22 protein-coding genes are annotated in these 20,438 nt (G+C 69.7%); 12 read left to right on the top strand and 10 right to left on the bottom strand.

All coding sequences use genetic code 11. From position 1 onward, the window contains the following. Positions 1-6 precede the first annotated feature (6 nt). Both metX and metW read left to right on the top strand, forming a co-directional pair. A complete protein-coding gene (gene metX, locus ACLNGM_RS08185) occupies positions 7-1,188 on the top strand; it encodes a homoserine O-acetyltransferase MetX (protein WP_416357907.1) in 1,182 nt (393 codons plus the stop codon). Further along, positions 1,185-1,847 carry a methionine biosynthesis protein MetW gene (gene metW, locus ACLNGM_RS08190; RefSeq protein WP_416357908.1) on the top strand — a complete coding sequence of 221 codons (663 nt, stop codon included), beginning with the start codon at positions 1,185-1,187 and terminating at the stop codon, positions 1,845-1,847. Before metX ends, metW begins: the two co-directional genes overlap by 4 nt. Before the next feature lie 22 nt (positions 1,848-1,869). On the opposite strand, the gene ACLNGM_RS08195 is transcribed toward metW, so the two are convergent. Both ACLNGM_RS08195 and ACLNGM_RS08200 read right to left on the bottom strand, forming a co-directional pair. Then, the gene (locus ACLNGM_RS08195; protein WP_416357909.1) at positions 1,870-2,853 is read right to left on the bottom strand and encodes an aldo/keto reductase; all 984 of its coding nucleotides are present in this window, start codon (positions 2,851-2,853) and stop codon (positions 1,870-1,872) included. A gap of 34 nt (positions 2,854-2,887) precedes the next feature. Continuing rightward, positions 2,888-3,652: a class I SAM-dependent methyltransferase gene (locus ACLNGM_RS08200; protein WP_416358413.1), complete on the bottom strand. Its 765-nt coding sequence runs from the start codon at positions 3,650-3,652 to the stop codon at positions 2,888-2,890. Between the two features lie 74 nt (positions 3,653-3,726). Here ACLNGM_RS08200 and gloB point away from each other — a divergent pair, with 74 nt between their 5' ends. Next, a complete protein-coding gene (gene gloB, locus ACLNGM_RS08205) occupies positions 3,727-4,497 on the top strand; it encodes a hydroxyacylglutathione hydrolase (protein ID WP_416357910.1) in 771 nt (256 codons plus the stop codon). Continuing rightward, positions 4,494-4,940 (top strand): cupin domain-containing protein, encoded by a 447-nt coding sequence (locus tag ACLNGM_RS08210; RefSeq protein ID WP_416357911.1) that lies wholly within the window; start codon positions 4,494-4,496, stop codon positions 4,938-4,940. The genes gloB and ACLNGM_RS08210 overlap by 4 nt, the downstream gene beginning before the upstream one ends. Before the next feature lie 18 nt (positions 4,941-4,958). Here the strand turns inward: ACLNGM_RS08210 and ACLNGM_RS08215 are convergent, their stop codons facing one another. Together ACLNGM_RS08215 and ACLNGM_RS08220 are read right to left on the bottom strand one after the other, a co-directional pair. Continuing rightward, on the bottom strand, positions 4,959-6,884 hold the full coding sequence (locus tag ACLNGM_RS08215) for a methyl-accepting chemotaxis protein (protein WP_416357912.1): 1,926 nt from the start codon (positions 6,882-6,884) through the stop codon (positions 4,959-4,961). A 111-nt stretch (positions 6,885-6,995) separates the two neighbouring features. Then, the gene (locus ACLNGM_RS08220; RefSeq protein ID WP_416357913.1) at positions 6,996-7,886 is read right to left on the bottom strand and encodes a DMT family transporter; all 891 of its coding nucleotides are present in this window, start codon (positions 7,884-7,886) and stop codon (positions 6,996-6,998) included. A gap of 142 nt (positions 7,887-8,028) precedes the next feature. On the opposite strand from ACLNGM_RS08220, the gene ACLNGM_RS08225 reads away from it, so the two are divergent. From ACLNGM_RS08225 to ACLNGM_RS08235, 3 genes are all read left to right on the top strand, one after another. After that, a complete protein-coding gene (locus ACLNGM_RS08225) occupies positions 8,029-8,868 on the top strand; it encodes a PhzF family phenazine biosynthesis protein (protein WP_416357914.1) in 840 nt (279 codons plus the stop codon). Between the two features lie 26 nt (positions 8,869-8,894). Further along, on the top strand, positions 8,895-9,485 hold the full coding sequence (locus tag ACLNGM_RS08230) for a hypothetical protein (RefSeq protein ID WP_416357915.1): 591 nt from the start codon (positions 8,895-8,897) through the stop codon (positions 9,483-9,485). A 126-nt stretch (positions 9,486-9,611) separates the two neighbouring features. Next, positions 9,612-9,770, top strand: coding sequence for a hypothetical protein (locus ACLNGM_RS08235; protein ID WP_416357916.1), 159 nt, complete (start codon positions 9,612-9,614; stop codon positions 9,768-9,770). Positions 9,771-9,779: 9 nt separating this feature from the next. Here ACLNGM_RS08235 and ACLNGM_RS08240 read toward each other — a convergent pair whose 3' ends face one another. Continuing rightward, positions 9,780-11,144, bottom strand: a complete 1,365-nt coding sequence (locus ACLNGM_RS08240) for a polysaccharide biosynthesis/export family protein (RefSeq protein ID WP_416357917.1) — start codon at positions 11,142-11,144, stop codon at positions 9,780-9,782. A 200-nt stretch (positions 11,145-11,344) separates the two neighbouring features. Here ACLNGM_RS08240 and ACLNGM_RS08245 point away from each other — a divergent pair, with 200 nt between their 5' ends. From ACLNGM_RS08245 to ACLNGM_RS08255, 3 genes are all read left to right on the top strand, one after another. After that, on the top strand, positions 11,345-11,647 hold the full coding sequence (locus ACLNGM_RS08245; RefSeq protein ID WP_416357918.1) for a putative quinol monooxygenase: 303 nt from the start codon (positions 11,345-11,347) through the stop codon (positions 11,645-11,647). Between the two features lie 17 nt (positions 11,648-11,664). Beyond that, positions 11,665-12,366, top strand: a complete 702-nt coding sequence (trmD, locus tag ACLNGM_RS08250; RefSeq protein WP_090962867.1) for a tRNA (guanosine(37)-N1)-methyltransferase TrmD — start codon at positions 11,665-11,667, stop codon at positions 12,364-12,366. Between the two features lie 75 nt (positions 12,367-12,441). Next, positions 12,442-12,603 (top strand): hypothetical protein, encoded by a 162-nt coding sequence (locus ACLNGM_RS08255; RefSeq protein WP_175526828.1) that lies wholly within the window; start codon positions 12,442-12,444, stop codon positions 12,601-12,603. Here ACLNGM_RS08255 and cysC read toward each other — a convergent pair. The 4 genes from cysC to ACLNGM_RS08275 form a co-directional block, all read right to left on the bottom strand. Continuing rightward, a complete protein-coding gene (cysC, locus tag ACLNGM_RS08260) occupies positions 12,600-14,222 on the bottom strand; it encodes an adenylyl-sulfate kinase (RefSeq protein ID WP_416357919.1) in 1,623 nt (540 codons plus the stop codon). The genes ACLNGM_RS08255 and cysC overlap by 4 nt on opposite strands. A 31-nt stretch (positions 14,223-14,253) precedes the next feature. Next, positions 14,254-15,111: a 3'(2'),5'-bisphosphate nucleotidase CysQ gene (gene cysQ, locus ACLNGM_RS08265; protein WP_416357920.1), complete on the bottom strand. Its 858-nt coding sequence runs from the start codon at positions 15,109-15,111 to the stop codon at positions 14,254-14,256. A 112-nt stretch (positions 15,112-15,223) separates the two neighbouring features. Beyond that, complete coding sequence (locus ACLNGM_RS08270; RefSeq protein ID WP_416357921.1) at positions 15,224-15,913, bottom strand: exopolysaccharide biosynthesis polyprenyl glycosylphosphotransferase; 690 nt, start codon at positions 15,911-15,913, stop codon at positions 15,224-15,226. A 332-nt stretch (positions 15,914-16,245) separates the two neighbouring features. Then, positions 16,246-17,127 carry a LysR family transcriptional regulator gene (locus ACLNGM_RS08275; protein WP_416357922.1) on the bottom strand — a complete coding sequence of 294 codons (882 nt, stop codon included), beginning with the start codon at positions 17,125-17,127 and terminating at the stop codon, positions 16,246-16,248. 108 nt (positions 17,128-17,235) lie between these two features. Here ACLNGM_RS08275 and ACLNGM_RS08280 point away from each other — a divergent pair, with 108 nt between their 5' ends. Both ACLNGM_RS08280 and ACLNGM_RS08285 read left to right on the top strand, forming a co-directional pair. Continuing rightward, positions 17,236-18,732: a CoA-acylating methylmalonate-semialdehyde dehydrogenase gene (locus ACLNGM_RS08280; RefSeq protein WP_416357923.1), complete on the top strand. Its 1,497-nt coding sequence runs from the start codon at positions 17,236-17,238 to the stop codon at positions 18,730-18,732. A gap of 117 nt (positions 18,733-18,849) precedes the next feature. Then, positions 18,850-19,776: an AEC family transporter gene (locus tag ACLNGM_RS08285; protein WP_416357924.1), complete on the top strand. Its 927-nt coding sequence runs from the start codon at positions 18,850-18,852 to the stop codon at positions 19,774-19,776. A gap of 11 nt (positions 19,777-19,787) precedes the next feature. On the opposite strand, the gene ACLNGM_RS08290 is transcribed toward ACLNGM_RS08285, so the two are convergent. Next, complete coding sequence (locus ACLNGM_RS08290) at positions 19,788-20,426, bottom strand: nucleoside triphosphate hydrolase (RefSeq protein ID WP_416357925.1); 639 nt, start codon at positions 20,424-20,426, stop codon at positions 19,788-19,790. Positions 20,427-20,438 lie beyond the last annotated feature (12 nt).

A 20,438-nucleotide genomic window follows, 5' to 3' on the forward strand; every position in this document is an offset into this window, starting at 1 on the left:
CGGGCCATGTCGATCATCGCCGATCCCGCCACCGAAGAAACCTTGAGCGCGCGCGAGGCGCGCCAGCCCTCCTCGAAGGTCGCCTTCTTCGGCGAGGGCGAGCCGCTGCGCCTTGACGCCGGCCGGACGCTTTCGCCCTTCCACATCGCTTATGAGACCTATGGCGAACTCAACGCGGCCAAGTCCAACGCGATCTACGTCTGCCATGCGCTGACGGGCGACCAGTACGCGGCGAGCCCCAACCCGGTGACGGGCAAGCCGGGCTGGTGGTCGAGCCTGATCGGTCCGGGCAAGCCGATCGATACCGACCGCTTCTTCGTCGTCTGCTCCAACGTCATCGGCTCCTGCATGGGCTCGACGGGGCCGGCCTCGGTCGACCTGTCGACGGGGCTCCCTTACGCGCTCGACCTGCCGGTGCTGACGATCGGCGACATGGTGCGGGCGCAGGCCATGCTGATCGACCGGCTCGGCATCGACCAGCTCTTTGCCGTGATCGGCGGCTCAATGGGCGGCATGCAGGTGCTGCAGTGGACGGTGGCCTATCCGACCCGCGTCTTCGCGGCGCTGCCGATCGCCACCGGCGCACGCCACTCCTCGCAGAACATCGCCTTCCACGAGGTCGGGCGGCAGGCCGTGATGGCCGACCCCGACTGGCGCGGCGGACACTACCTCCAGCACGGCACGCGCCCGCACAAGGGGCTCGCCGTCGCGCGCATGGCCGCGCACGTCACCTACCTGTCGGAGGCTGCGCTTCACCGCAAGTTCGGCCGCAACCTGCAGGACCGCGAAAAGCTTGGCTTCGGCTTCGAGGCGGACTTCCAGATCGAGAGCTACCTGCGCCACCAAGGCATGACCTTCGTCGACCGCTTCGACGCCAACGCCTATCTCTACCTCACGCGCGCGATGGACTATTTCGACATCGCGGCCGAGCACGGCGGCCGGCTTGCCGAAGCCTTCCGCGGCGCGCGCACGCGCTTCTGCCTCGTGTCCTTCTCGTCGGACTGGCTGTTCCCGACCAGTGAAAGCCGGGCGATCGTCCATGCGCTGAACGCCAACGCCGCCTCGGTCTCCTTCGTCGAGATCGAGACCGACAAGGGCCACGACGCGTTCCTGCTCGACGAGCCGGAGTTCACCGGCGCGGTGCAGGGCTTCGTATCGGCGGCCGCCAAGGCGAGGGGCCTTCAATGAGCGCGGTGGAGAGCCTGCCGGTGCCGACGACGCCGGGCGTCGCCTTCGAGGACGCGGGCGCGCGCGTCGACCTGCGCATCATCGCCGAACTCGTCGAGCCGGGCACGCGCGTCCTCGACATCGGCTGCGGCGACGGTTCGCTGATGGAACTCCTGCAGGCGCGGCGCGGCGTCGACGCGCGCGGCATCGAGCTCTCGCAGCCCGGCGTCAACGCCTGCGTCCGGCGCGGCCTGTCGGTGATCCAGGGCGACGCCGACCGCGACCTCGTCCACTATCCCGACGCCGCCTTCGACTACGCGATCCTCTCGCAGACCATCCAGGCGACCGACAACCCCAAGCTCGTGCTTGGCGAACTCCTGCGGATCGGCCGGCGCGCCGTGGTGTCCTTCCCGAACTTCGGCCACTGGTCGGTGCGCTCGTCGCTCTTCTTCAAGGGGCGGATGCCGGTGACGAAGAGCCTGTCCTATTCCTGGTACGACACGCCCAACATCCACTTCTGCACGATCCGCGACTTCGTCGAACTGACCCGCGAGCTGGGCGCCGAGGTGGAAAGCGCGGTCGCCTTGAACTCCGCGGGCGAGCGCATCGGCATGCGCCTGCCCTGGGCGGTGTGGAACCTCCTCGGCGCGCAGGGCGTGTTCGTGCTGAGGCGGCGCTGACGCGCCGCCCGGCAGCCGATCGTCAGAGGTTGACCGCCTTCATCCCCGCTTCCGGGTAGCGCTCGCCGGCGGCCGCTCCCGTCGGGAAGGCCTCGTCGATCTCGGCGAGATCGTCGGCGGTCAGCTCGACATGGACGGCTTCCGCGTTCTCCTCGAGATAACGCATCCGCTTGGTGCCGGGGATCGGCACGATGTCGTCGCCTTGCGCCAGAACCCAGGCGAGCGCGAGCTGGGACGGGGCGGCGTTCTTCCGCTTGGCGATCGCCTTCACCGTATCGACGAGCTTCAGGTTCTTGGCGAAATTCTCCGGCGAGAAGCGCGGGCTTCCTTTCCGGAAATCGTCGTCCGGCAGATCCTCGGGCGTCTGGAAGCGGCCGGTGAGGAAGCCGCGGCCGAGCGGCGAGTAGGGCACGAAGCCGATGCCGAGTTCGCGTAAAGTGGGCAGGATCTCGGCCTCCGGGTCGCGGCTCCAGAGCGAGTACTCGGTCTGGAGGGCGGCGATCGGATGGGTCGCGTGCGCGCGGCGGATCGTCTCGGGTCCGGCCTCCGACAGGCCGAGGAAGCGCACCTTGCCCTCCTCCACGAGGCGGCCCATCTCGCCGACCGTGTCCTCGATCGGAACGTTCGGGTCGACCCGGTGCTGGTAGTAGAGGTCGACGTGCTCGACCCCGAGGCGCTTCAGGCTGGCGTCGCAGGCGCGCCGGAGGTAGTCCGGCCGGCCGTTGATGCCGAGGCGCTCGCCGTTCGCCCCACGCACGTTACCGAACTTGGTGGCAAGGACCACGCGGTCGCGTCGACCCTTCAGCGCGCGCCCGACGAGCTCCTCGTTGCGCCCGACACCGTACATGTCGGCGGTGTCGAGGAAGCAGATACCGAGGTCGAGCGCGCGGTGGATCACCGACAGCGATTCGCCGTCGTCGCCCGCGCCGTAGAATTCCGACATGCCCATGCAGCCGAGGCCGAGGGCGGACACTTCGAGATGGGGGCCGAGCTTGCGCTGTTCCATGGAGGCACTCCTGATCGATGGCCGAGGCCCGGAGCTAGGGTGTCTCGGGCGGCTTTTCGAGGTGCAGCGCCGGACGACCCTGCGGCACCAGCACCGGGCGCATCGCGCGGATGCGGCTGCGCTCGCGGCTGGTGACGGGAATGCCACGATAGACGAGCTTGACCGCCTCGATCACGATCGCGCCCGCGAAGATCGGCCAGAAGCGGCGCCCGGCGCGATCCCAAGGGCCGGCGAGGTTGAGGAGCCGCTCGCGGCGGAAGGGCGGAAAGAACAGGGCCTCCGAGAAGCCGGCGGGCGTGAACTGCGTGTCGCGCAGGAGACGTGTCGCCTGCGCGCGCGACCAGGGACGGCCCGAGCCGAAGGGCGTGTGCTCGAAGCGCGACCACATCCCGCCGCGGCTCGGCAGCACCATCACCAGGCGCCCGCCCGGCGCCAGGACGCGCCAGGCCTCGCCCAGCATCTCCGCCGGGTCCTCGGCGAACTCCAGCGCGTGCACCATGAGGATGCGGTCCACCGCCGCGTCGCCGAGCGGCAGTTCGGAGGGATGGACGAGGGCGGCGAGCGACGGGCGGCCGAGCGGCCAGTTCACCGCGCCTTGCGCGGCCGGCATGAAGGCGAGCGTGCGCTCGGCCTCGCCGGTCAAGCGGTCGAGATAGGGGGTGACGTAGCCGAGGCCGACGAGGCGTTCGTCGCGGATCGGCTTCCACACCGCACCGAGCGCCATGGCGAGCGAGCGAACGCAGGCATCGCCGAGCCGCGAGGCGTAGAAATCGCGCAGGTCCACGATGTCGGCGTTCACGGTGGTCATCCGCTCTCCCGGTGCAGGACTCGCGCCCTACCTAGCGCGGGCAAGGCCAAGGCGCGAGGTTTGCGATGTCAGCGTATCCGATTCAGCAGTTTCCCTGTCGCGAGACCAATATCGGTCTCCTCCTGCACGACCCGCAGGCAGGAAACACGATCGCGATCGACGCGCCGGAGGAGGGGCCGATCCTCGATGCGCTGGAGCGTGAGGGCTGGCGCCTGACGCATATCCTGACCACCCATCACCACGACGACCATGTCGCGGCGAACGCGGCGCTGAAGGCGCGGTTCGGGGCCGAGGTCATCGGCCCCGAGGCGGAGCGGGACCGCATTCCCGGCATCGACCGGGGCGTGCGCGGCGGCGATCGGTTCGAGATCGGCTCGCTCGCCGTCGAGGTGATCGACACGCCCGGCCACACCGCTGGGCACGTCGCCTACTTCGTGCCGGGGGCCAACGCGCTGTTTGCGGCCGATGCCCTCTTCTCGCTCGGCTGCGGCCGGCTGTTCGAGGGCGATGCGGCGACGATGTGGGAGAGCCTCCAGCGCCTGCGCGCCCTGCCGGACGAGACGCTGCTCTATTGCGGGCACGAATACACCGCGACCAACGCGCGCTTTGCGGTCGATGTCGATCCCGGCAACCTTCTCCTGCAGGAGCGGGTGAAGGAGGTCGAGGCGTTGCGCGTGCGGGGCGAGGGGACGCTGCCCGTCGCGCTCGGGCGCGAGAAGCGCACGAACCCGTTCCTCAGGGCGGACGACCCGGAGCTTCAGGCCGCCTTCGGCATGGCGGGCGAGGACCCCGTCGCCGTGTTCGCGGCGCTGCGTGAGAAGAGGAACGGATATTGAGGGCGCGCGACGTCATAGCGGCGCTGAAGCTCGCACCCCATCCCGAGGGCGGCTGGTATCGCGAGACGTTCCGCGACACCGCCACGGACGAGACGGGCCGGGCGCGCTCGACCGCGATCTACTTCCTTCTGGACCTCGGCGAGACGTCGGAGTGGCACCGCGTGACGGATGCCGCCGAGACCTGGGCCTGGCATGCCGGCGCGCCGCTCGTCATCACCGTGTCGCCCAACGGGCACGACGCCTCGGCCCAGCGGCTGGGGCCCGGCATCCTCATCGGCGAGGCGCCCCAGTTCACCGTGCCGGCGGGCTGGTGGCAGACGGCGACGAGCCTCGGGGAATGGACGCTCGTCACCTGCACAGTCGCGCCGGGCTTCCGGTTCGAAAGCTTCGAGATGGCGCCGCCCGACTGGCGGCCGACGCCGCGCCCGCCGCGCGCCGGATAGCGCGGCGGGCGTCCGGTCTCAGAACTCCTCCCAGCTGTCCTCGGCCACGGCGGCATGGGGGCTCGCCTTGGCCTGAGCGACGCTTCGCATCTGCGCCACCGGCCGCGAGGCCGCCGGGGCGGGGCGATGCGGGACGCGCGCGGGCGCGGTCTCGGCTGCCAGGCCCCCGGTATGACGGGTGCGGAAGCGGCGGGTGAGGGCGGCGAGCTGCTCGGTCTCGGCCGAGAGCGCCTGCGCGGCCGCCGTCGTCTCCTCCACCATCGCCGCGTTCTGCTGCGTGACCTTGTCCATCTGGTCGGCGGCCGTCGACACTTCGCGAAGCGCCACGGCCTGCTCGCGGGCCGAACCCGCGATCTGGCCGACGATCCGATTCATGTCGGCGACCTCGCCCATGATCTGCTCGAGGCTGCGCCCCGAGGCGGTGACGAGCTCGACGCCCGCCTCGACCTGCGTGCCCGAGGCCGAGATCAGCGTCTTGATCTCCTTGGCGGCCTCGGCCGAGCGCTGGGCGAGCCCGCGCACCTCCTGCGCCACCACCGCGAACCCGCGTCCGGCCTCACCGGCGCGTGCGGCTTCGACGCCGGCGTTCAAGGCGAGAAGGTTGGTCTGGAAGGCGATCTCGTCGATCACGCCGATGATGCGGCCGATCTTGCCGGATGAATCCTCGATCTCGGCCATGGCGGACATGGCGCGCGCGACCACCGCGCCACCGGCCTCGGCGTTCTTCTGCGTGGCGGCGGCCGATCCTTGCGCCTTCGAGGCGCCCTCGGCCGTGCCGTTCACTGCACGCGTCACCTCACCGAGCGCCGCGACGGTTTCCTCGAGATTGGCGGCCTGCTGCTCGGTGCGCTGGGCGAGATCGTTGGACGCGTTGGAGATCTCGCCTAGGCCGAGGCGGATCGTCCCGATCGCGCCGACCACCGCGCCGATTGCGGTCTCCAGCGAATCGACGGAGGCGTTGAAGGTCTGACGGATCGGCTCGAACTCGGGCGCGACGCCCGCGTCCATGCGCACCGTCAGGTCGCCCGACGCGAGGCGATCGAAGCTCGTCTCGACGAGATGGACGAAGGCGCGCAGATCCTCGGCGCGGGCGCTGTCGATCGCCGCCTGGCGTTCGCGGGTCGAGGCCTGCGCCATGCGCGAGGCTTCGGCCTCGGCTTCCAGCCGCTCCTTCTCGATCGCGGCGGTCTTGAACACCTGCACCGTCTCGGCCATGGCGCCGATCTCGTCGCGGCGACCGAGGCCCGAGACCTCGACCGTCTTGTCGCCCTCGGCAAGGCGACGCATGTCGGCGGTGAGGCGGATCACGGGCTTGGAGATCGAGCCGGCGATGGCGAAGGCCGCGGCGCACAGCACGGCGAGGATCGCCGCGCTCCAGCCGGCCGCCTTGTAGAGCGACGAGCGGAACAGCGTCTCGAGGTCGTCGACGTAGACGCCGGTCCCGACCGTCCAGTTCCAGGGCGCGAACTGGGTGGTGAAGGAGAGCTTGGGCTGCGCCACGTCCTCGCCGACGCGCGTGCGGTAGTAGCTGGTGAAGCCGCCGCCGTTCGCCGCGTTCGCGATCAGGGCCCGGATATGGTAAAGGCCGTTGCTGTCGCGCTCGTCCCAGCCGCTCTTGCCTTCGAGCTTGCTGTCGCCGTGGATGACGCGCGTGCCGTCCGGCAGGAAGGCGAAGACGTATTCGCCCTTGCCGTAGCGCGCGTTGCGGACCGCTTCGCGCGCGGCGGTCTGCGCCTGCTCCTGCGTCATGCGACCCGCATCCGCCTCCTCGGCGAAGTGCTTCATCACCGAGACGGCCGCCTCGACCTGCATCTGCAGCATGTGCTGGCGGTCGGCCCAGATGGTGGAGCGCAGCTCCATGAGCTGGACCGCCATCACGGCGAGACTGCCCATCGCGGCGAGCGCGATAAGCATGGCGAGCTTGCGTGAGATCGTAAGACGCATGGTGCGGACGGTTCCCCCCCCCCTGAATTGTTCTCGAGGGCGAAGGTCTCACCTGCGGCTTAAAAGTCTGTCTGTCTGATGATCGAGGATGCGTGAAGGATCCTTGCCCGGCTACGGGACGGCTTCAGGAGCCCCGCGCGTCGCAAGCCTTCGAAACATCGGCAGGGCGGCCAGTGCCGCGCCGCCTGTGATCAGGAGCGCCGCCGCAAGGAGCGAGAGCGAAAACGGCGCCTCGCCGAAGGCGACGAGCGCCAGGGTCGAGAGGATCGGCGCGAGATAGCTGGCGGCGCCGAGCAGCTGGATATCGCCGCGCTTCACGCCGATGTCCCACGAGAAGAAGGCGGCGCCGACGGGCAGGAGGCCGAGAAGGACGATCGCCGTCCATTCCTCGCCGCCCGTCGGCCAGACCGTTTCCTCGAACAGGAGATGGCAGAGGAGGGAAAGGATCGCGGTCGCCGCGCAGAAGCCGCCGACGACCTCGCTCGGCACGGCGGCCAGCCGCCGCGACAGGAGCGAGTAGCCCGCCCAGAACACGGCCGCCGTCGCGGCGAGGAGATAGCCCGGCGTGTACTGGGGCGAGAAGGAGAGACCCTCGCCGCGGCCCGCGATCACCAGCGCCGTGCCGACCAGGCCGATCGCCGCCCCCGCGATATGGTACCAGCGCAGCCGCTCGCCGGGCAGGAGCGCCGAGCCGACCACGATCAGGAGCGGCCAAAGATAGGCGATGAGGCTCGCCTCGACCGGCGGGGCGGCCCGCACGGCAGCAAAATACAGGGCGTGGTAGCCGAACAGGCCGCCGACCCCGACGAGCCAGACATGCGGCGGCTGGCGCAGGACGCGCAGGCCGCCGGGCCGGACGAGAAGCGGGACGAGGCAGACGAGGGTTCCGATCGCGAACGTCATCGCCGCCAGCTGGAAGGCCGGCATCGTGCCGCTCCGCGCGGCGAGCAGCGCGAGAAGCGCCCACATCAGGATCGCCGAGAAGCCGAAGATCGTCGCCATGCCACCCTTGTCCGATCGTACCTGATGCGCTTGCATTTCGCGCGTAGCCGAGCGCGCCGGGGACGGCAAGGCACCCGGCTGGACGGGGCGGCCACTGCGGCGCATAAGCCGATCCATGCGCGAGATGTGGAAAGGGAAGGCCATGCGTCGTCGGTTCATTCAGTGCGATGTCTTTTCGGACGTTCCGACCCGCGGCAACGGTCTGGCCGTGGTGCTCGACGGCGCCGGGCTGGACGACGAGGCGATGCAGCGCTTCGCGGCCTGGACCAATCTTGCCGAGACGACCTTCCTCTTGCCGCCGAGCGATCCTGAGGCCGCCGACTACCGCGTGCGCATCTTCACCACCACCGGCGAGTTGCCCTTTGCAGGCCACCCGACGCTCGGAAGCTGCGCCGCGTGGCTCCAGGCCGGCGGCACGCCGCGCGATGCCGCGCTGGTGCGCCAGGAATGCGCGATCGGGGTCGTCGAGATCGACCGCAGCGGCCCGGTCCCGGCCTTCGTTGCGCCGCCGACCCGCATCCAGCCGATGGAGCCCGAGCGCCTCGCCGAAACCCTGGCGGCGCTGCGCATTCCCTCCGGCGCGGTGCGCCGCGCGGTGCGTCTCGACAACGGCCCGACCTGGGATGCAATCGAGCTCGACGGCGCGGAAGCCGTGCTGGCCGTCGACGCGCGCGGCGCGAGCTTTCCGACCGAGCGCCGCATCGGGTTGATCGGCGCGCATCCGCCCGGCGACGACGCCGACGTCGAGGTGCGCATGCTCACGGTCTGGCACGGCATCAAGGAGGATCCGATCACCGGATCGCTGAATGCGGCGCTGGCCCGCTGGCTGGAGGGGGAGGGTCGTCTGCCGGAGCGCTACACGGCGGCGCAGGGAACCGCGATCGGCCGCCTCGGACGCGTGCATGTGCGCTCGGAGGGAAAGGGACGGGTCCTCATCGGCGGCGCGGTGACCATCCTGATCGAAGGCACGCTCGAACTCTAGGGATCGGTCCAGACGGGAGACATTCGATGCGACCCCTGCTTCTCGTTCTCGGCGTCCTGTCCGGGCAGCCCGCCGCCCCGCCGCCTTCGGAGATCACCGGCGCGGTCTCGCCGCTTATCGCCGGCCTCTGCCGGCCGTTTGGCGAAGGGCAGGGCGACGGGGCTGTCCTGCGCTGCTCCGGGCTCGTCGGGACCGATGTCTTCCTGCGCGGCGACGAGGCGTCGCGCGAGGTGGCCCTCGGCAGGCCCGACGCCTTCCTGCCGCCGCCGCCCGAGGGCGGGCGGCTCGGCCGTTCGGTCACGTGGCGGCTTCTCGGTGATCGCCCGTTCGCCGCCGTCCTTCGCTACCGGTTTCCCGATGCCGCATCGAGCACGCCCGACCTCCTCGTCGTGCTGAAGGCGCCGAGCGATGATGAGGCGCCCTGCCTCGTCGGGGCAGCGCAGGACGTTGCAGGGCCGACGGGGTCCGGGCTGGAGCGCGCGGTCGCCTTTGCCGACCGCCGCGCGCCCCTCTTTCGCTGCGGCCGTGATACGCCGGCCCTTCTCGGCGGCGTCTCGGACGGCGCGCGCGCGATCCTGTCGGCCTGGTTCGGTGCGATGAGGCCGGACGACGGCTGATGACCACGATGTTTCGGTCGCCGCGCGGCGCAAAGTAGGGCTTGCGTCGAATCTTACGGATTGCCGAGGGAATGCGTTAGCTGCCGGTCCGGCATTCTGGCGTCAGATCCATCCGGGGAACTCGCCATGTCCGCTTCCGTCCTGTCGGCCAACCCCTCCCGCCGCCGTTCGCGCGCTGCCGCCGCACCGACCGGCGAAGCCCTGAAGCCCGCCCGCGGCATCATGCTCGGTCTCGGGATCTCCGCGATGATCTGGACCGGGATCGGCGCGCTGATCTTCGGCTGACGATCGACCCTAGCGCAGGGCCGGCGTCGGCGTCGGCACCCGATCGGCCGGCGCAGCGTCGGCGGCCGCCAGCGCCATATCCGGGGCCGCAACGTTCGGCAGGACCGGGCCGACCTGCGCGACGCTATCGGCTCCGGGCAGTGACCCGCGAGGCATCTCGACCAGAACGACCTCGACAAGATCGCCCGGTTGGAGGACGGCAGTCGCCTCGACCTCCTGCCGCGCCGACGCGCCGCCGCTGCGCGTGATGAAGTAGCGGATCGCTTCCGGCTCGTCGCCGACATCCGACACGATGCGTGCCTTCTGGCGTAGCCCCTCGACATGCGCCGATGCCTGATTCACCTCGGCCGAGGCGATCTGGAGCGCAGCAAGATTCTCCATGCGTGCGGTGTCGTCGAGCTTCGCGAGTTCGCGCTGGAGATCGGTCACGTCGCGCTCGACCACGCTGATCGCCGATAGGGTGTCGAGCGAACGGGTCGAGACCAGGAGAGCGCCGCGCTGGGCCGCCCGCAGCCGGTCGATCGGGGTCAGCCCCTTCTGCAGAAGGTCCTCGACGCGCTTGATCTCATCGTCGTAATTGCGGGTCTCGTCCGCGAGGTTGCGTTGCGTCTGCCGAAGGAAGCCGAGGCGCGCGGTGGACCCCTCGATACTCGTCACGAGGTTTCGGCGCGACTTCTCGCGGTCGTCGCGGCGGGCCGCGAGCTGTTCGCCGACCAGCGTGCGCAGACGCTCGGCCAGTGCCGGCTCGACTCCGTCGGCGGCAACCGCGGCAAGGTCGGCTTCGCCCGGTCCCGCAAGCTCCGCTTCGAGGCGTGCCACCTTGAGCCGCGCCTGGAACAGCGCCGAGAATGCCGCGGTCTCCTCCTCGCCCAACCCGGCGCGGTCCAGCGAATGGTCCTGCCGCGATCGCGAGACGCTCGGGCCGCCGACGACCGCCACCACCTGCGCCACCGTGAGGCCCGCCCGGAACGGCTGGGCGCTCGGGGTCAGGACGTCGCCCGACACATAGACCGGGCGGAACTCGCCGACGTCGAGAAGGACGCCCTCCGGGTAGATCACGCTCCAGACGGCCGCCCCCTGCACATCGACGCCGGCGGGATAGGAGACGGTCTTCAGGCGCTGCGAGACGCTCTCGCGCAGGGCCTCGATCGTCAGCCCGGCGGCAGGAAACCGGCCGCCGAGCGGAATGCTGATCGTGCCGTCCTGGTCGATCATGATCTTGCGCGTGACGGGAAGCGTCCCGAGGATCGCAAAGTCGACCATGTCGCCGACCTGAAGCCTGTAGGGCTCGCCGGCCGAGACGGGCGCGCAGGCGAGGAGCCCGGCGAGAAGCGCGGCACCAAGGGTGGACGGGCGGCAGGCGATCCAAGGCATGCGCATCGTCCTTTATTCGTTGTCCGGCAACAGATTCATCATTGCCGCCTTCACCGGAGCGCCGTCAAGCCGCATTGCTGCGCTGCGGCATGTTGCGCGGCGAGGCCGATGCCAACGCCGCGTTGCGTCGAGCCGACGCACGCGATAGGCCAGACGGCAACGCGGGCCGAACCCCGGCTGCGCCGGAGGGATGCGTGCCGATGATCGTCGTTGCCGGAATCTTGAGACTGACGCCCGAGGGCCTTGCTGCGGTTCGCGAGGTCGCGCGCGCGACCGTCACGACCACCAACGCCGAGGCCGGCTGCATCGTCTACGCCTTTGCCGAGGACATTCGCGAGCCGGGCCTCATTCGCATCTACGAGGAATGGGAAAGCCGCGAGGCGCTGGATGCCCACGGCAAGGCGGCCCACATGACCGTGTGGCGCGACGCCCTGAAGACCGTCGAGGTGAAGGAACTGCAGCTGAAGCTGGTCGAAACGGCTTCGGTCGAACCCTTCGCCTGACCCGAGCCAGCCACGCGATGCCGTTTCACGCCAGCGTCCTGACGCTCTATCCCGAGATGTTTCCCGGCCCCTTGGGCGTATCGCTCGCCGGTCGGGCGCTGGAGCGCGGGGACTGGCGGCTCGAGGCGCGCCAGATCCGCGACCACGGGATCGGGCGCCATCGCACGGTCGACGACACGCCGGCGGGCGGCTCGCCGGGCATGGTGCTGCGGCCCGATGTCCTCGCCGAGGCGATCGACGCGGCGACGCCCGACGGCGACGCGCGGCCGCGCCTTCTCATGAGCCCGCGCGGTCGTCCGCTCGATCAGGCGCGGGTGCGTGAGATCGCCGCGGGGCCCGGCGCCGTCATCGTCTGTGGCCGGTTCGAGGGCGTCGACGAGCGCGTCATCGAGGCACGGGCGCTCGAGGAGGTCTCGATCGGCGACTACATCCTCTCCGGGGGCGAAATGGCGGCACTGGTGCTCCTCGACGCCGTGGTGCGTCTCCTGCCGGGCGTCATGGGCAATGCCCAGTCCGGCCAGACCGAGAGCTTCGAGGACGGACTTCTGGAGCACCCGCATTACACGCGCCCCGCGGTCTGGGAGGGGCGCGAAATTCCGCCAGTGCTGGCTTCCGGCCATCACGGCGCGGTGGAGCGCTGGCGCCGCGAAGCGGCCGAGCGACTGACGGCGGAGCGTCGTCCGGATCTCTGGGCCCGGCGCAAGACCACGAAGTCCTGAACGCGAGTTTAGGCGACAGGTGCGGCGCGATCCGTTAACGTTGGGCGGACCAGCATGTGGCGAAGGGCTCATCTCATGACGGGATCGCTGGAGCTTGCCGCTCTCCTCCGCCGCGCCGCGGCCAAGGCCTATGTGGAATGCCCGGACGTCCTTCGCCCGGCGCGAGGTCTCGCGGTCGGGCTGGCGCTCTCGGCCATCCTCTGGCTGGCCGTCGTGAATATCGCGATGCTGGTCTAGCCGCCGGTCCGATACAGGAAGCCCGCCCGGTCGAGATAAGCGACGACCTCGTCCGCCAGTTCGTCGGCGGAGCGGCGGTGCGTCTCGAGATGCAGTTCCGGCGCAGCCGGCGGCTCGTAGGGACTGTCGATGCCGGTGAAGTTCGGAATTCGGCCGGCGCGCGCCTGCGCGTAGAGCCCCTTCGGATCGCGGGCCTCGACGACGCCGAGCGGCGCGTCCACGAATACTTCGACGAACTCGCCCTCGGCGAGGAGATCGCGCGCCAGCTGCCGCTCGGCGCGGAACGGCGAGATGAACGAGGCGAGCGTGATCAGGCCGGCGTCGACCATGAGTTTCGCCGTTTCGGCGACGCGCCGGATGTTCTCCACCCGGTCCGCCGCCGTGAAGCCGAGGTCGCGGTTCAGCCCGTGGCGCACGTTGTCGCCGTCGAGAAGATAGGTGTGGTGGCCGAGCGCGAAGAGGCGCTTCTCCACGAGGTTGGCGATCGTCGACTTGCCGGCGCCCGACAGGCCGGTGAACCAGAGGAGCGCGGGGCGTTGCGCCTTGGCGGCCGCGCGCGCGGCCTTGGTCACATCCACGGCTTGCCGATGGATGTTGGCCGCGCGGCGCAGGGCGAAATCGATCGTGCCGATCCCGACCGTCCGCCCGCTCGCCGTATCGGCGACCGTGAAGGTGCCGAGCACGCGGTTGCGCTCGAAGGGCTCGAAGGCGATGGACTGCGCCAGCGACAGGTTCACCCGTCCGCGATCGCCGGAGCGAAGCGTGCTGGAAGCCGAGCTCGCCCCATCCCCGGCTAGCCGGTGCTTGATGCGTGTCACGCTTCCCGCCACCTGCCGCGGGCCGATCTCGATCCGGTAGGCGCGGCCGGGCAGGAGAGGGTCCGGGCCGAGCCAGAGAAGATCGGCGGCGAACTGGTCGCAGGTCTCGGGCCGGTCGCCGGCCGCCGCCAGCACGTCGCCCGCGACCGGACCGAGCGGCGCGTCGAAACGGATCGTCGCCGTATCGCCGGGCCCGGCTGCTGCTCGCGCCTCGCCTTCCACCTCGACGGCGAGGACACCGGCGACCCGCCCCGTCTCCACGGCGGCGATCCTGTCGCCGGGGCGCACGGACCCCGCGACGATGGTGGCGACCGCCATCTGCGCGGACGGCGCGCCCGAGACGCTGACGCGAAAGGGAGCGTCGGGCGAGGGGGCAACGTCCGGCAGGCTGTCGAGCCAGTCGTCGAGGTGACGCCGCAAGTCGGCACTGTTCCGCCCGAGGGTGACGGTGACCTCACCGGGTTCGCGTGCCGCCGCGCTCCCTGTCTGGGAAGGCGGCGTCTCCTCGCCATCGGGCGATTCGACCAGCACGAGCATATGGTCGAGCTCGATGAGCCGGACGATTTCGAGAAGGCGGCGGGTCCCGACGTCGGGGAGAGGCCGATCCGACACGACGACCGCCGCCTCGCATCCTGCGCCGGCCCGCGCCAGCGCGCCGGGATCGTCGGTGCCTCGGAGGTCGCTGACCATCAGCGGGCGACCACGTATCGACCTGTTCGGAAGGTCGATGTCGCCGACACCGCGAAGGCCGCAGAGGAGAAGGCGCAGCGGAGCGGACGCTTCGTGGGCGTGGGGCGGCATGCGACGGGTCTCCCGGGTCAGGCTCGACAGCTCACGATTCGCGGGCGATGCGATCCGTGCAGGCGAGCGGGAGAATGGCGGGATCGCCGAAGGCAAGGAAGTGCGGGTTGGCAAAATCGGCGTCATGCGCCTGTTGCTGCTTGCCGTAGCGCAGCGGCTGCCCGTCGCAGGTCGTCACGCATCCACCCGCCGCGCGCAGGATGGCGTCGCCGGCCGCCGTGTCCCATTCCATCGTCCGGCCGAAGCGGGGGTAGAAGTCGGCCTCGCCGGCGGCCAGCATGCAGAACTTCAGCGACGAGCCGCAGGCGGCAAAGCCCGCGACCGGCAGGCGTTCGAGATAAACGGCCGTTTCCGCCGAACCGTGGCTGCGCGAGCCGACGACGGTGAGGGGACCCGGTGCCGCGCGCACCCGCATCGGATGGCGCTTCTCCGCGCCCTCGCGGCGCCAGGCGCCTGCCGGGCCGCCAGCAAAGAGGCGTCCGAGCGCCGGGGCATAGACCACGCCGAGAACCGGCACGCCGTACTCGATGAGAGCGATGTTGACCGTAAACTCGCCGTTGCCGGTGATGAACTCGCGCGTGCCGTCGAGGGGGTCGACCAGGAAGAAGCGGGCGCTGGCGTCGGGGCACCGCCCAGCCGCCGCCTCCTCCTCCGCCACCACGGGGATTCCCGGCGCGATCTCAGCCAATCCCTCGAGGATGATCGCCTCGGCCTCGCCGTCGGCCTGGGTGACCGGCGAACCGTCGCCCTTCGTCGCCACCGCTACGTCCGGCCTGTAGTGTCGCAGGATGCAGGCGCCGGCCTCCAGCGCGAGCGCGCAAAGCGGCTCGAGCAGCGCATCGAGATCAAGCGCCGGCCGGTCGGGCGAAGGGGGGAGCGGGTGCGTCATGCCTGCATTCCTTCGCACGAAGCGCGTTGTCAGGAAAGCCGCGCCGCCACAGCAAAAAGGGGAAGGCCGCGGACGACCTTCCCCTTTCAGTTCGAGTGCGAGGCGGCTGAGATCAGCAGCTACCCTCGCGCTTCATCACGACCTTGACCGTCTTGATGAGGATCTGAATGTCGAGCCACAGCGACCAATGGCGGACGTAGTAGGTGTCGAACTTGACGCGCGAGGCATAGCTCGTGTTCGACCGGCCGTTGACCTGCCACATGCCGGTGACGCCCGGACGGGTGCGCTTGTAGGCCTCGAAGCGGTGCGTGTAGCGATGCACCTCCTCATCGACGATCGGGCGCGGGCCGATCAGGCTCATCTCGCCGCGCAGCACGTTGAAGAGCTGCGGCAGCTCGTCGAGGCTGGTCTCGCGCAGGAATCGGCCGAGGCGCGTGACGCGCGGATCGTTGCGAAGCTTCTGCGTGGCTTCCCACTCGGCGCGCGCCGTCGGGTCGGTCTGGAGGAGGCGCTGCAGGAGCTCGGCCGAGTTGGTGGCCATCGAGCGGAACTTGTAGCAGCGGAAATGTCGGCCATCGAAGCCGACGCGCTTGTGGCCGAAAAAGACCGGGCCGGGGTCGCTGATCTTCATCGCGGCGATGATGATGAGCATCAGGGGGCTGAGAACGAGGAGGGCGCCCAAGGTCAGCGTGATGTCGACGGCCCGCTTCAGCGATCCGCCGACTGGGCGGGAAAGATCGACCGCTGCAGGTTGTCGGGTGACGTCGCTGGTGGTGGTCGCCAACGTGGTGATCTTTGCCATCGGATTCCCGTCGGGTTCTTTAAAGAACGGTAAGCATCTTATAGAGGAGTTGATGCTTCCCGGCAACGCTCCGTTCGCAGTTGCACAGTGCAGGGCGGGTTTGCGCTAGACGCGCAGGTTGCGGGAGGCGCCTTTCAAGGCGGCTTGAGAAAGCGGTTTCAACAACTTCAGGGTTCGCAGAACCGTCAAAAAAGCCCGGGATAAATCGTTATAACGAGCTTGTAACGATCCGTGAGCCCGATGGAATTGAACGCAGCTCACGGCGAAGCGCGGGGTTGCGCTCAGATGTCGTCATGCTGCAATGCAAAATAATATGGCATCGGTGATGCATTCTAGGCGAAGATCGCCCGCTCCGTATCCACCAGCTCGGCGATGAAGCGGGCGACGGCCTGGACCCGCGAGAGGTCGCGTGCGCTCTCATGGTACACCAGCCAATATTCGCGCCGGAGCTCCCGCTCGGGCAGAACGCGCTCGAGACCGTGGCGCCCGGCCGCCGAGAAGCTGTGCAGGATGCCGATGCCAAGGCCCGCCGCCACGGCCTCGGCCTGACCGAGGGCGGAGGAGATCTCGATCCGGCTCTGCCACCCCGGCGCGAACTCGGCCGCGTATTGCAGCGAGGCGCTGTAGAGGAGGTCGTCGACATAGCCGACGAGCGAATGGGCGGCGAGATCGCCGACGCCCTGGGGTCGCCCCGCTCGGTCGAGATAATCCGTCGAGGCGTAGGCGCGCAGGCTGTAGGACACGAGACGCCGGGCGACGAGCCGGCCCTGCTCGGGACGCTCCACGGTGATCGCGATGTCGGCCTCGCGCCGCGACAGCGAGAAAGCGCGCGGCACCGGCACGAGCTGCAGCGTCAGGCCGGGATGGCGGTCCATCAGAGGCCCGAGGCGCGGGGCGAGGAACGCGGTGCCGAACCCGTCCGGCGCGCCGATCCGCACGGTGCCGGACAGGGCCAGGTCCGCCTCGCCGATGAGGGCCCGCGCGTTCTGCGCTTCCGCCTCCATTCGCTCGGCCGCCGGAAGGAAGGCTTCGCCCTCGCCGGTCAACGTGCAGCCGCCCGGTCGCCGCTCGAAGAGGCGGGTGCCTAGCGCACCCTCCAGTGCGTCGAGCCGCCGGCCGACGGTCGCGTGGTTGAGGCCGAGCCGCCGCGAGGCCGCCAGGATCTGCCCGGCGCGTGCCACCGCCAGAAATACGCGCACGTCGTCCCAATTCACGCGGACGTCTCCCAAGACTTCGATTTTCGCACAATGGATGCACGATCCCGCCCCTTGCTTTCAAGGGCGGGTGACGGCCACAAACCGGCAGCACAAGGGAGAGACGGCATGAACGAGATCGGTCACTTCATCGACGGCGCGCGCGTCGCGGGCACCAGCGGGCGTTTTGCCGACGTCTTCAATCCGGCCACGGGTCAGGCGACGGCGCGACTGTCGCTAGCCAGCCGCGACGAGCTGCAGCGTGCGGTGGATGCGGCGCGCGCCGCCCAGCCGAAATGGGCCGCCACCAACCCGCAGCGCCGGGCCCGCGTCTTCATCAAGTTCGTCGAGCTCCTGAACGCCCACATGCAGGAGCTCGCCGAACTCCTGTCGTCGGAGCATGGCAAGACGGTCGAGGACTCCAAGGGCGACATCGTGCGCGGCCTCGAGGTCTGCGAGTTCGTGATCGGCATTCCGCACCTGATGAAGGGCGAGTTCACCGAGGGCGCAGGGCCCGGCATCGACATGTACTCGATCCGCCAGCCGGTCGGCATCGGCGCCGGCATCACGCCGTTCAATTTCCCGGCGATGATCCCGATGTGGATGTTCGCCCCGGCGATCGCCTGCGGCAACGCCTTCATCCTGAAGCCCTCGGAGCGCGACCCGTCCGTGCCGATGCGCCTCGCCGAACTGATGCTGGAAGCAGGCCTGCCGAAGGGCATCCTTCAAGTCGTCAACGGCGACAAGGAAGCGGTCGACGCGGTGCTGGAGCACCCGGAGATCGGCGCGATCTCCTTCGTCGGCTCGACGCCGATCGCCGCCCATGTCTATGCCGAGGCGACGAAGCGGGGCAAGCGTGCCCACACGTTCGGCGGCGCCAAGAACCACATGATCATCATGCCCGACGCCGACCTCGACATGGCGGCGGACGCGCTGATCGGCGCGGGCTATGGCTCGGCCGGCGAGCGCTGCATGGCGATCTCGGTGGCGGTGCCGGTCGGCGAGGAGACCGCCAACGCCCTGATCGAGAAGCTGATCCCGAAGGTCGAGGCGCTCAAGATCGGTCCCTACACCGATGCCGCCGCCGACTACGGCCCGGTTGTCACCAAGGCGAGCCAGGAGAAGATCCTCGGCCTCGTCGAGACGGGCGTCCGGGAAGGCGCCAAGCTCGTCGTCGACGGTCGCCAGTTCCGCATGCAGGGCTATGAGGACGGCTTCTTCGTCGGCTCCTGCCTCTTCGACCACGTCACGCCCGACATGGAGATCTACAAGGCCGAGATCTTCGGGCCCGTGCTCTCGGTGGTGCGCGCCAAGGACTACGAGGCCGCGCTCGCCCTGCCGACCGAGCACGAATACGGCAACGGCGTCGCGATCTACACGCGCGACGGCGATGCAGCGCGCGATTTCGCAAGCCGCGTTCCGATCGGCATGATCGGCATCAACGTGCCGATCCCGACCCCGCTCGCCTACCACTCCTTCGGCGGCTGGAAGCGCTCGTCCTTCGGCGACCTCAACCAGCACGGACCGGACTCGATCAAGTTCTGGACCCGCACCAAGACGGTGACGAGCCGCTGGCCGTCCGGCATCAAGTCGGGCGCCGAGTTCTCGATGCCGGTGATGCGCTGAAGGCGCGGCGCCGGTGATGTGCCAAGGCGTGGGCAGAACCTCGCCTTGAGAACGTAAGCATGCCAGAAGGGTCGGCGGTCGCTCCGCCGGCCCTTCATCGCATTCCCGTCCGACCCGATGTTCCAGATCCTTCTCTTCTCGCTCGCGCCGGTCTTCTTCGTGATCGGGCTCGGTTTCGTCGCGGGTCGCCGGCGCTGGGTGGACGCGAGTGCCACCGGCATGCTCGGCGCCTTCGTCGCGCAGTTCGCGCTGCCGATCGCCCTGTTCCTCGCGATCGTCACAGCGCCCCGCAGCCTGCTGACGGCCGAACTCGCACCGACCGCTGCTTACGTCGCGACCTTTGCGGCGATGCTCGGCCTCACGCTCCTGGTCTCACGACGCTGGGGCCTCACGCCGATCACGACGGCACTCTTTGCCCAAACCGTCGGCATTCCCAATCTTGGCGGCATTGGTCTTGGCCTGTTCCAGGCGCTGGAAGGGCCGGGGTCGGAGGTGACGCTGGCCGTCGCCAACCTCGTCGGCACGCTGACCGTCACGCTCTATTGTTTCGTCCGGCTGGAGATGCAGGGCGGCGGCCATATCGGCCGAGCCGTCGGGGCAGCGCTGGTCAAGCCGATGACGATCCTGCCCGTGCTCGGCTTCGTCATCGCCTTTGCCGAGGTGCCGTTTCCGGCGCTCGGCATCGCGGTCCTGAAGCCCCTGGCGCAAGCGACCGGCGGCGTCGGCCTGTTCCTGACCGGGGTAATCCTGTCGACGCAGCCCCTGCGCTTGTCTCGGACGAGCCTTTTCGCCGTCGCCCTGTCGAATGTCCTGCGCCCGGCGCTGGCGCTGGCGCTCTGCCTCCTCCTGTCGCTGCCGCCGGCGATCGAGGCGCGGATCGTCGTCGCCATGGCGATCCCCGCCGGCTTCGTCGGAACGATCCTCTCGGCGATCTACCGGGAAGGCACCGCGGAATCGGGCGGCGCGCTGGTCGCCACCACGGTCGCCTCGCTGGTCACGCTGCCGATCTGGATCACGGTCGCGGTCTGGCTCGCCGGACCTTGAGCCCCGGTCGCTCAGGCGTCGGAGCGTAGCACAAGGTCAGCCGGCCGGCTTTTGGCCAGCACGAGGCGCATGTTGGGAAGGTCGTTGCCTTCCATCTGCCGGACCATCGCGTCCGGATCGAGCTGGAACCCCATCCAGCGCTCCGTCAGCCGGCCGATCAGCACCTCCTCGCTCGCCTCGACCATGACCGTCAGGTCGAAGAGGTCGCCGAGGTCGCGCCAGCCCGGCTCGTCGAGGAGGAGGTAGTTGCCCTCCGTCAGCACGATGCGCGTCGACGGCTCGATGATGCGGCCGCCCGCGCGCGCGATCTCGATCGAGCGGTCAAAGACCGGCACGGCGACCTCGCGGCCGTCGTCGGCGCGAAGCCGCTCCAGCGCCGTGCGGTAGCCGTCGAGGTCGAACGTATGCGGCGCGCCCTTGCGCGGGCGGTGGCCGCGCGCGTTCAGCACCGTGTCGTCGTAGTGGAAACCGTCCATCGGGAACACGTCGGCGACACCCGCGCGGCGCGCGTTGAGGCGTTCCTTCAGTTGATCGGCCGTGGTGGACTTGCCGGAGCCCGGCGCGCCGGCGATCGCGACGATCCGGCGGCGCTCGCCCTCCTCGCTGAGAAGCGCGTTCGTCAGCCCCGCCAGCGTCACCTGCTCGCCCATGTCCGTCCTCCC

This window comes from Aureimonas phyllosphaerae (genome assembly GCF_047943035.1).
GTDB classification, from domain to species: domain Bacteria; phylum Pseudomonadota; class Alphaproteobacteria; order Rhizobiales; family Rhizobiaceae; genus Aureimonas; species Aureimonas phyllosphaerae.

Bases quoted from the DNA above. Each gene is read 5' to 3' on its own strand.
- metX (WP_416357907.1), top strand. From the start codon at position 7: ATGTCGATCATCGCCGATCCCGCCACCGAAGAAACCTTGAGCGCGCGC.
- metW (WP_416357908.1), top strand. From the start codon at position 1,185: ATGAGCGCGGTGGAGAGCCTGCCGGTGCCGACGACGCCGGGCGTCGCC.
- ACLNGM_RS08195 (WP_416357909.1), bottom strand. From the start codon at position 2,853: ATGGAACAGCGCAAGCTCGGCCCCCATCTCGAAGTGTCCGCCCTCGGC.
- gloB (WP_416357910.1), top strand. From the start codon at position 3,727: ATGTCAGCGTATCCGATTCAGCAGTTTCCCTGTCGCGAGACCAATATC.
- ACLNGM_RS08215 (WP_416357912.1), bottom strand. From the start codon at position 6,884: ATGCGTCTTACGATCTCACGCAAGCTCGCCATGCTTATCGCGCTCGCC.
- ACLNGM_RS08220 (WP_416357913.1), bottom strand. From the start codon at position 7,886: ATGGCGACGATCTTCGGCTTCTCGGCGATCCTGATGTGGGCGCTTCTC.
- ACLNGM_RS08225 (WP_416357914.1), top strand. From the start codon at position 8,029: ATGCGTCGTCGGTTCATTCAGTGCGATGTCTTTTCGGACGTTCCGACC.
- ACLNGM_RS08230 (WP_416357915.1), top strand. From the start codon at position 8,895: ATGCGACCCCTGCTTCTCGTTCTCGGCGTCCTGTCCGGGCAGCCCGCC.
- ACLNGM_RS08235 (WP_416357916.1), top strand. From the start codon at position 9,612: ATGTCCGCTTCCGTCCTGTCGGCCAACCCCTCCCGCCGCCGTTCGCGC.
- ACLNGM_RS08240 (WP_416357917.1), bottom strand. From the start codon at position 11,144: ATGCCTTGGATCGCCTGCCGCCCGTCCACCCTTGGTGCCGCGCTTCTC.
- ACLNGM_RS08245 (WP_416357918.1), top strand. From the start codon at position 11,345: ATGATCGTCGTTGCCGGAATCTTGAGACTGACGCCCGAGGGCCTTGCT.
- trmD (WP_090962867.1), top strand. From the start codon at position 11,665: ATGCCGTTTCACGCCAGCGTCCTGACGCTCTATCCCGAGATGTTTCCC.
- ACLNGM_RS08255 (WP_175526828.1), top strand. From the start codon at position 12,442: ATGACGGGATCGCTGGAGCTTGCCGCTCTCCTCCGCCGCGCCGCGGCC.
- cysC (WP_416357919.1), bottom strand. From the start codon at position 14,222: ATGCCGCCCCACGCCCACGAAGCGTCCGCTCCGCTGCGCCTTCTCCTC.
- cysQ (WP_416357920.1), bottom strand. From the start codon at position 15,111: ATGACGCACCCGCTCCCCCCTTCGCCCGACCGGCCGGCGCTTGATCTC.
- ACLNGM_RS08270 (WP_416357921.1), bottom strand. From the start codon at position 15,913: ATGGCAAAGATCACCACGTTGGCGACCACCACCAGCGACGTCACCCGA.
- ACLNGM_RS08280 (WP_416357923.1), top strand. From the start codon at position 17,236: ATGAACGAGATCGGTCACTTCATCGACGGCGCGCGCGTCGCGGGCACC.
- ACLNGM_RS08285 (WP_416357924.1), top strand. From the start codon at position 18,850: ATGTTCCAGATCCTTCTCTTCTCGCTCGCGCCGGTCTTCTTCGTGATC.
- ACLNGM_RS08290 (WP_416357925.1), bottom strand. From the start codon at position 20,426: ATGGGCGAGCAGGTGACGCTGGCGGGGCTGACGAACGCGCTTCTCAGC.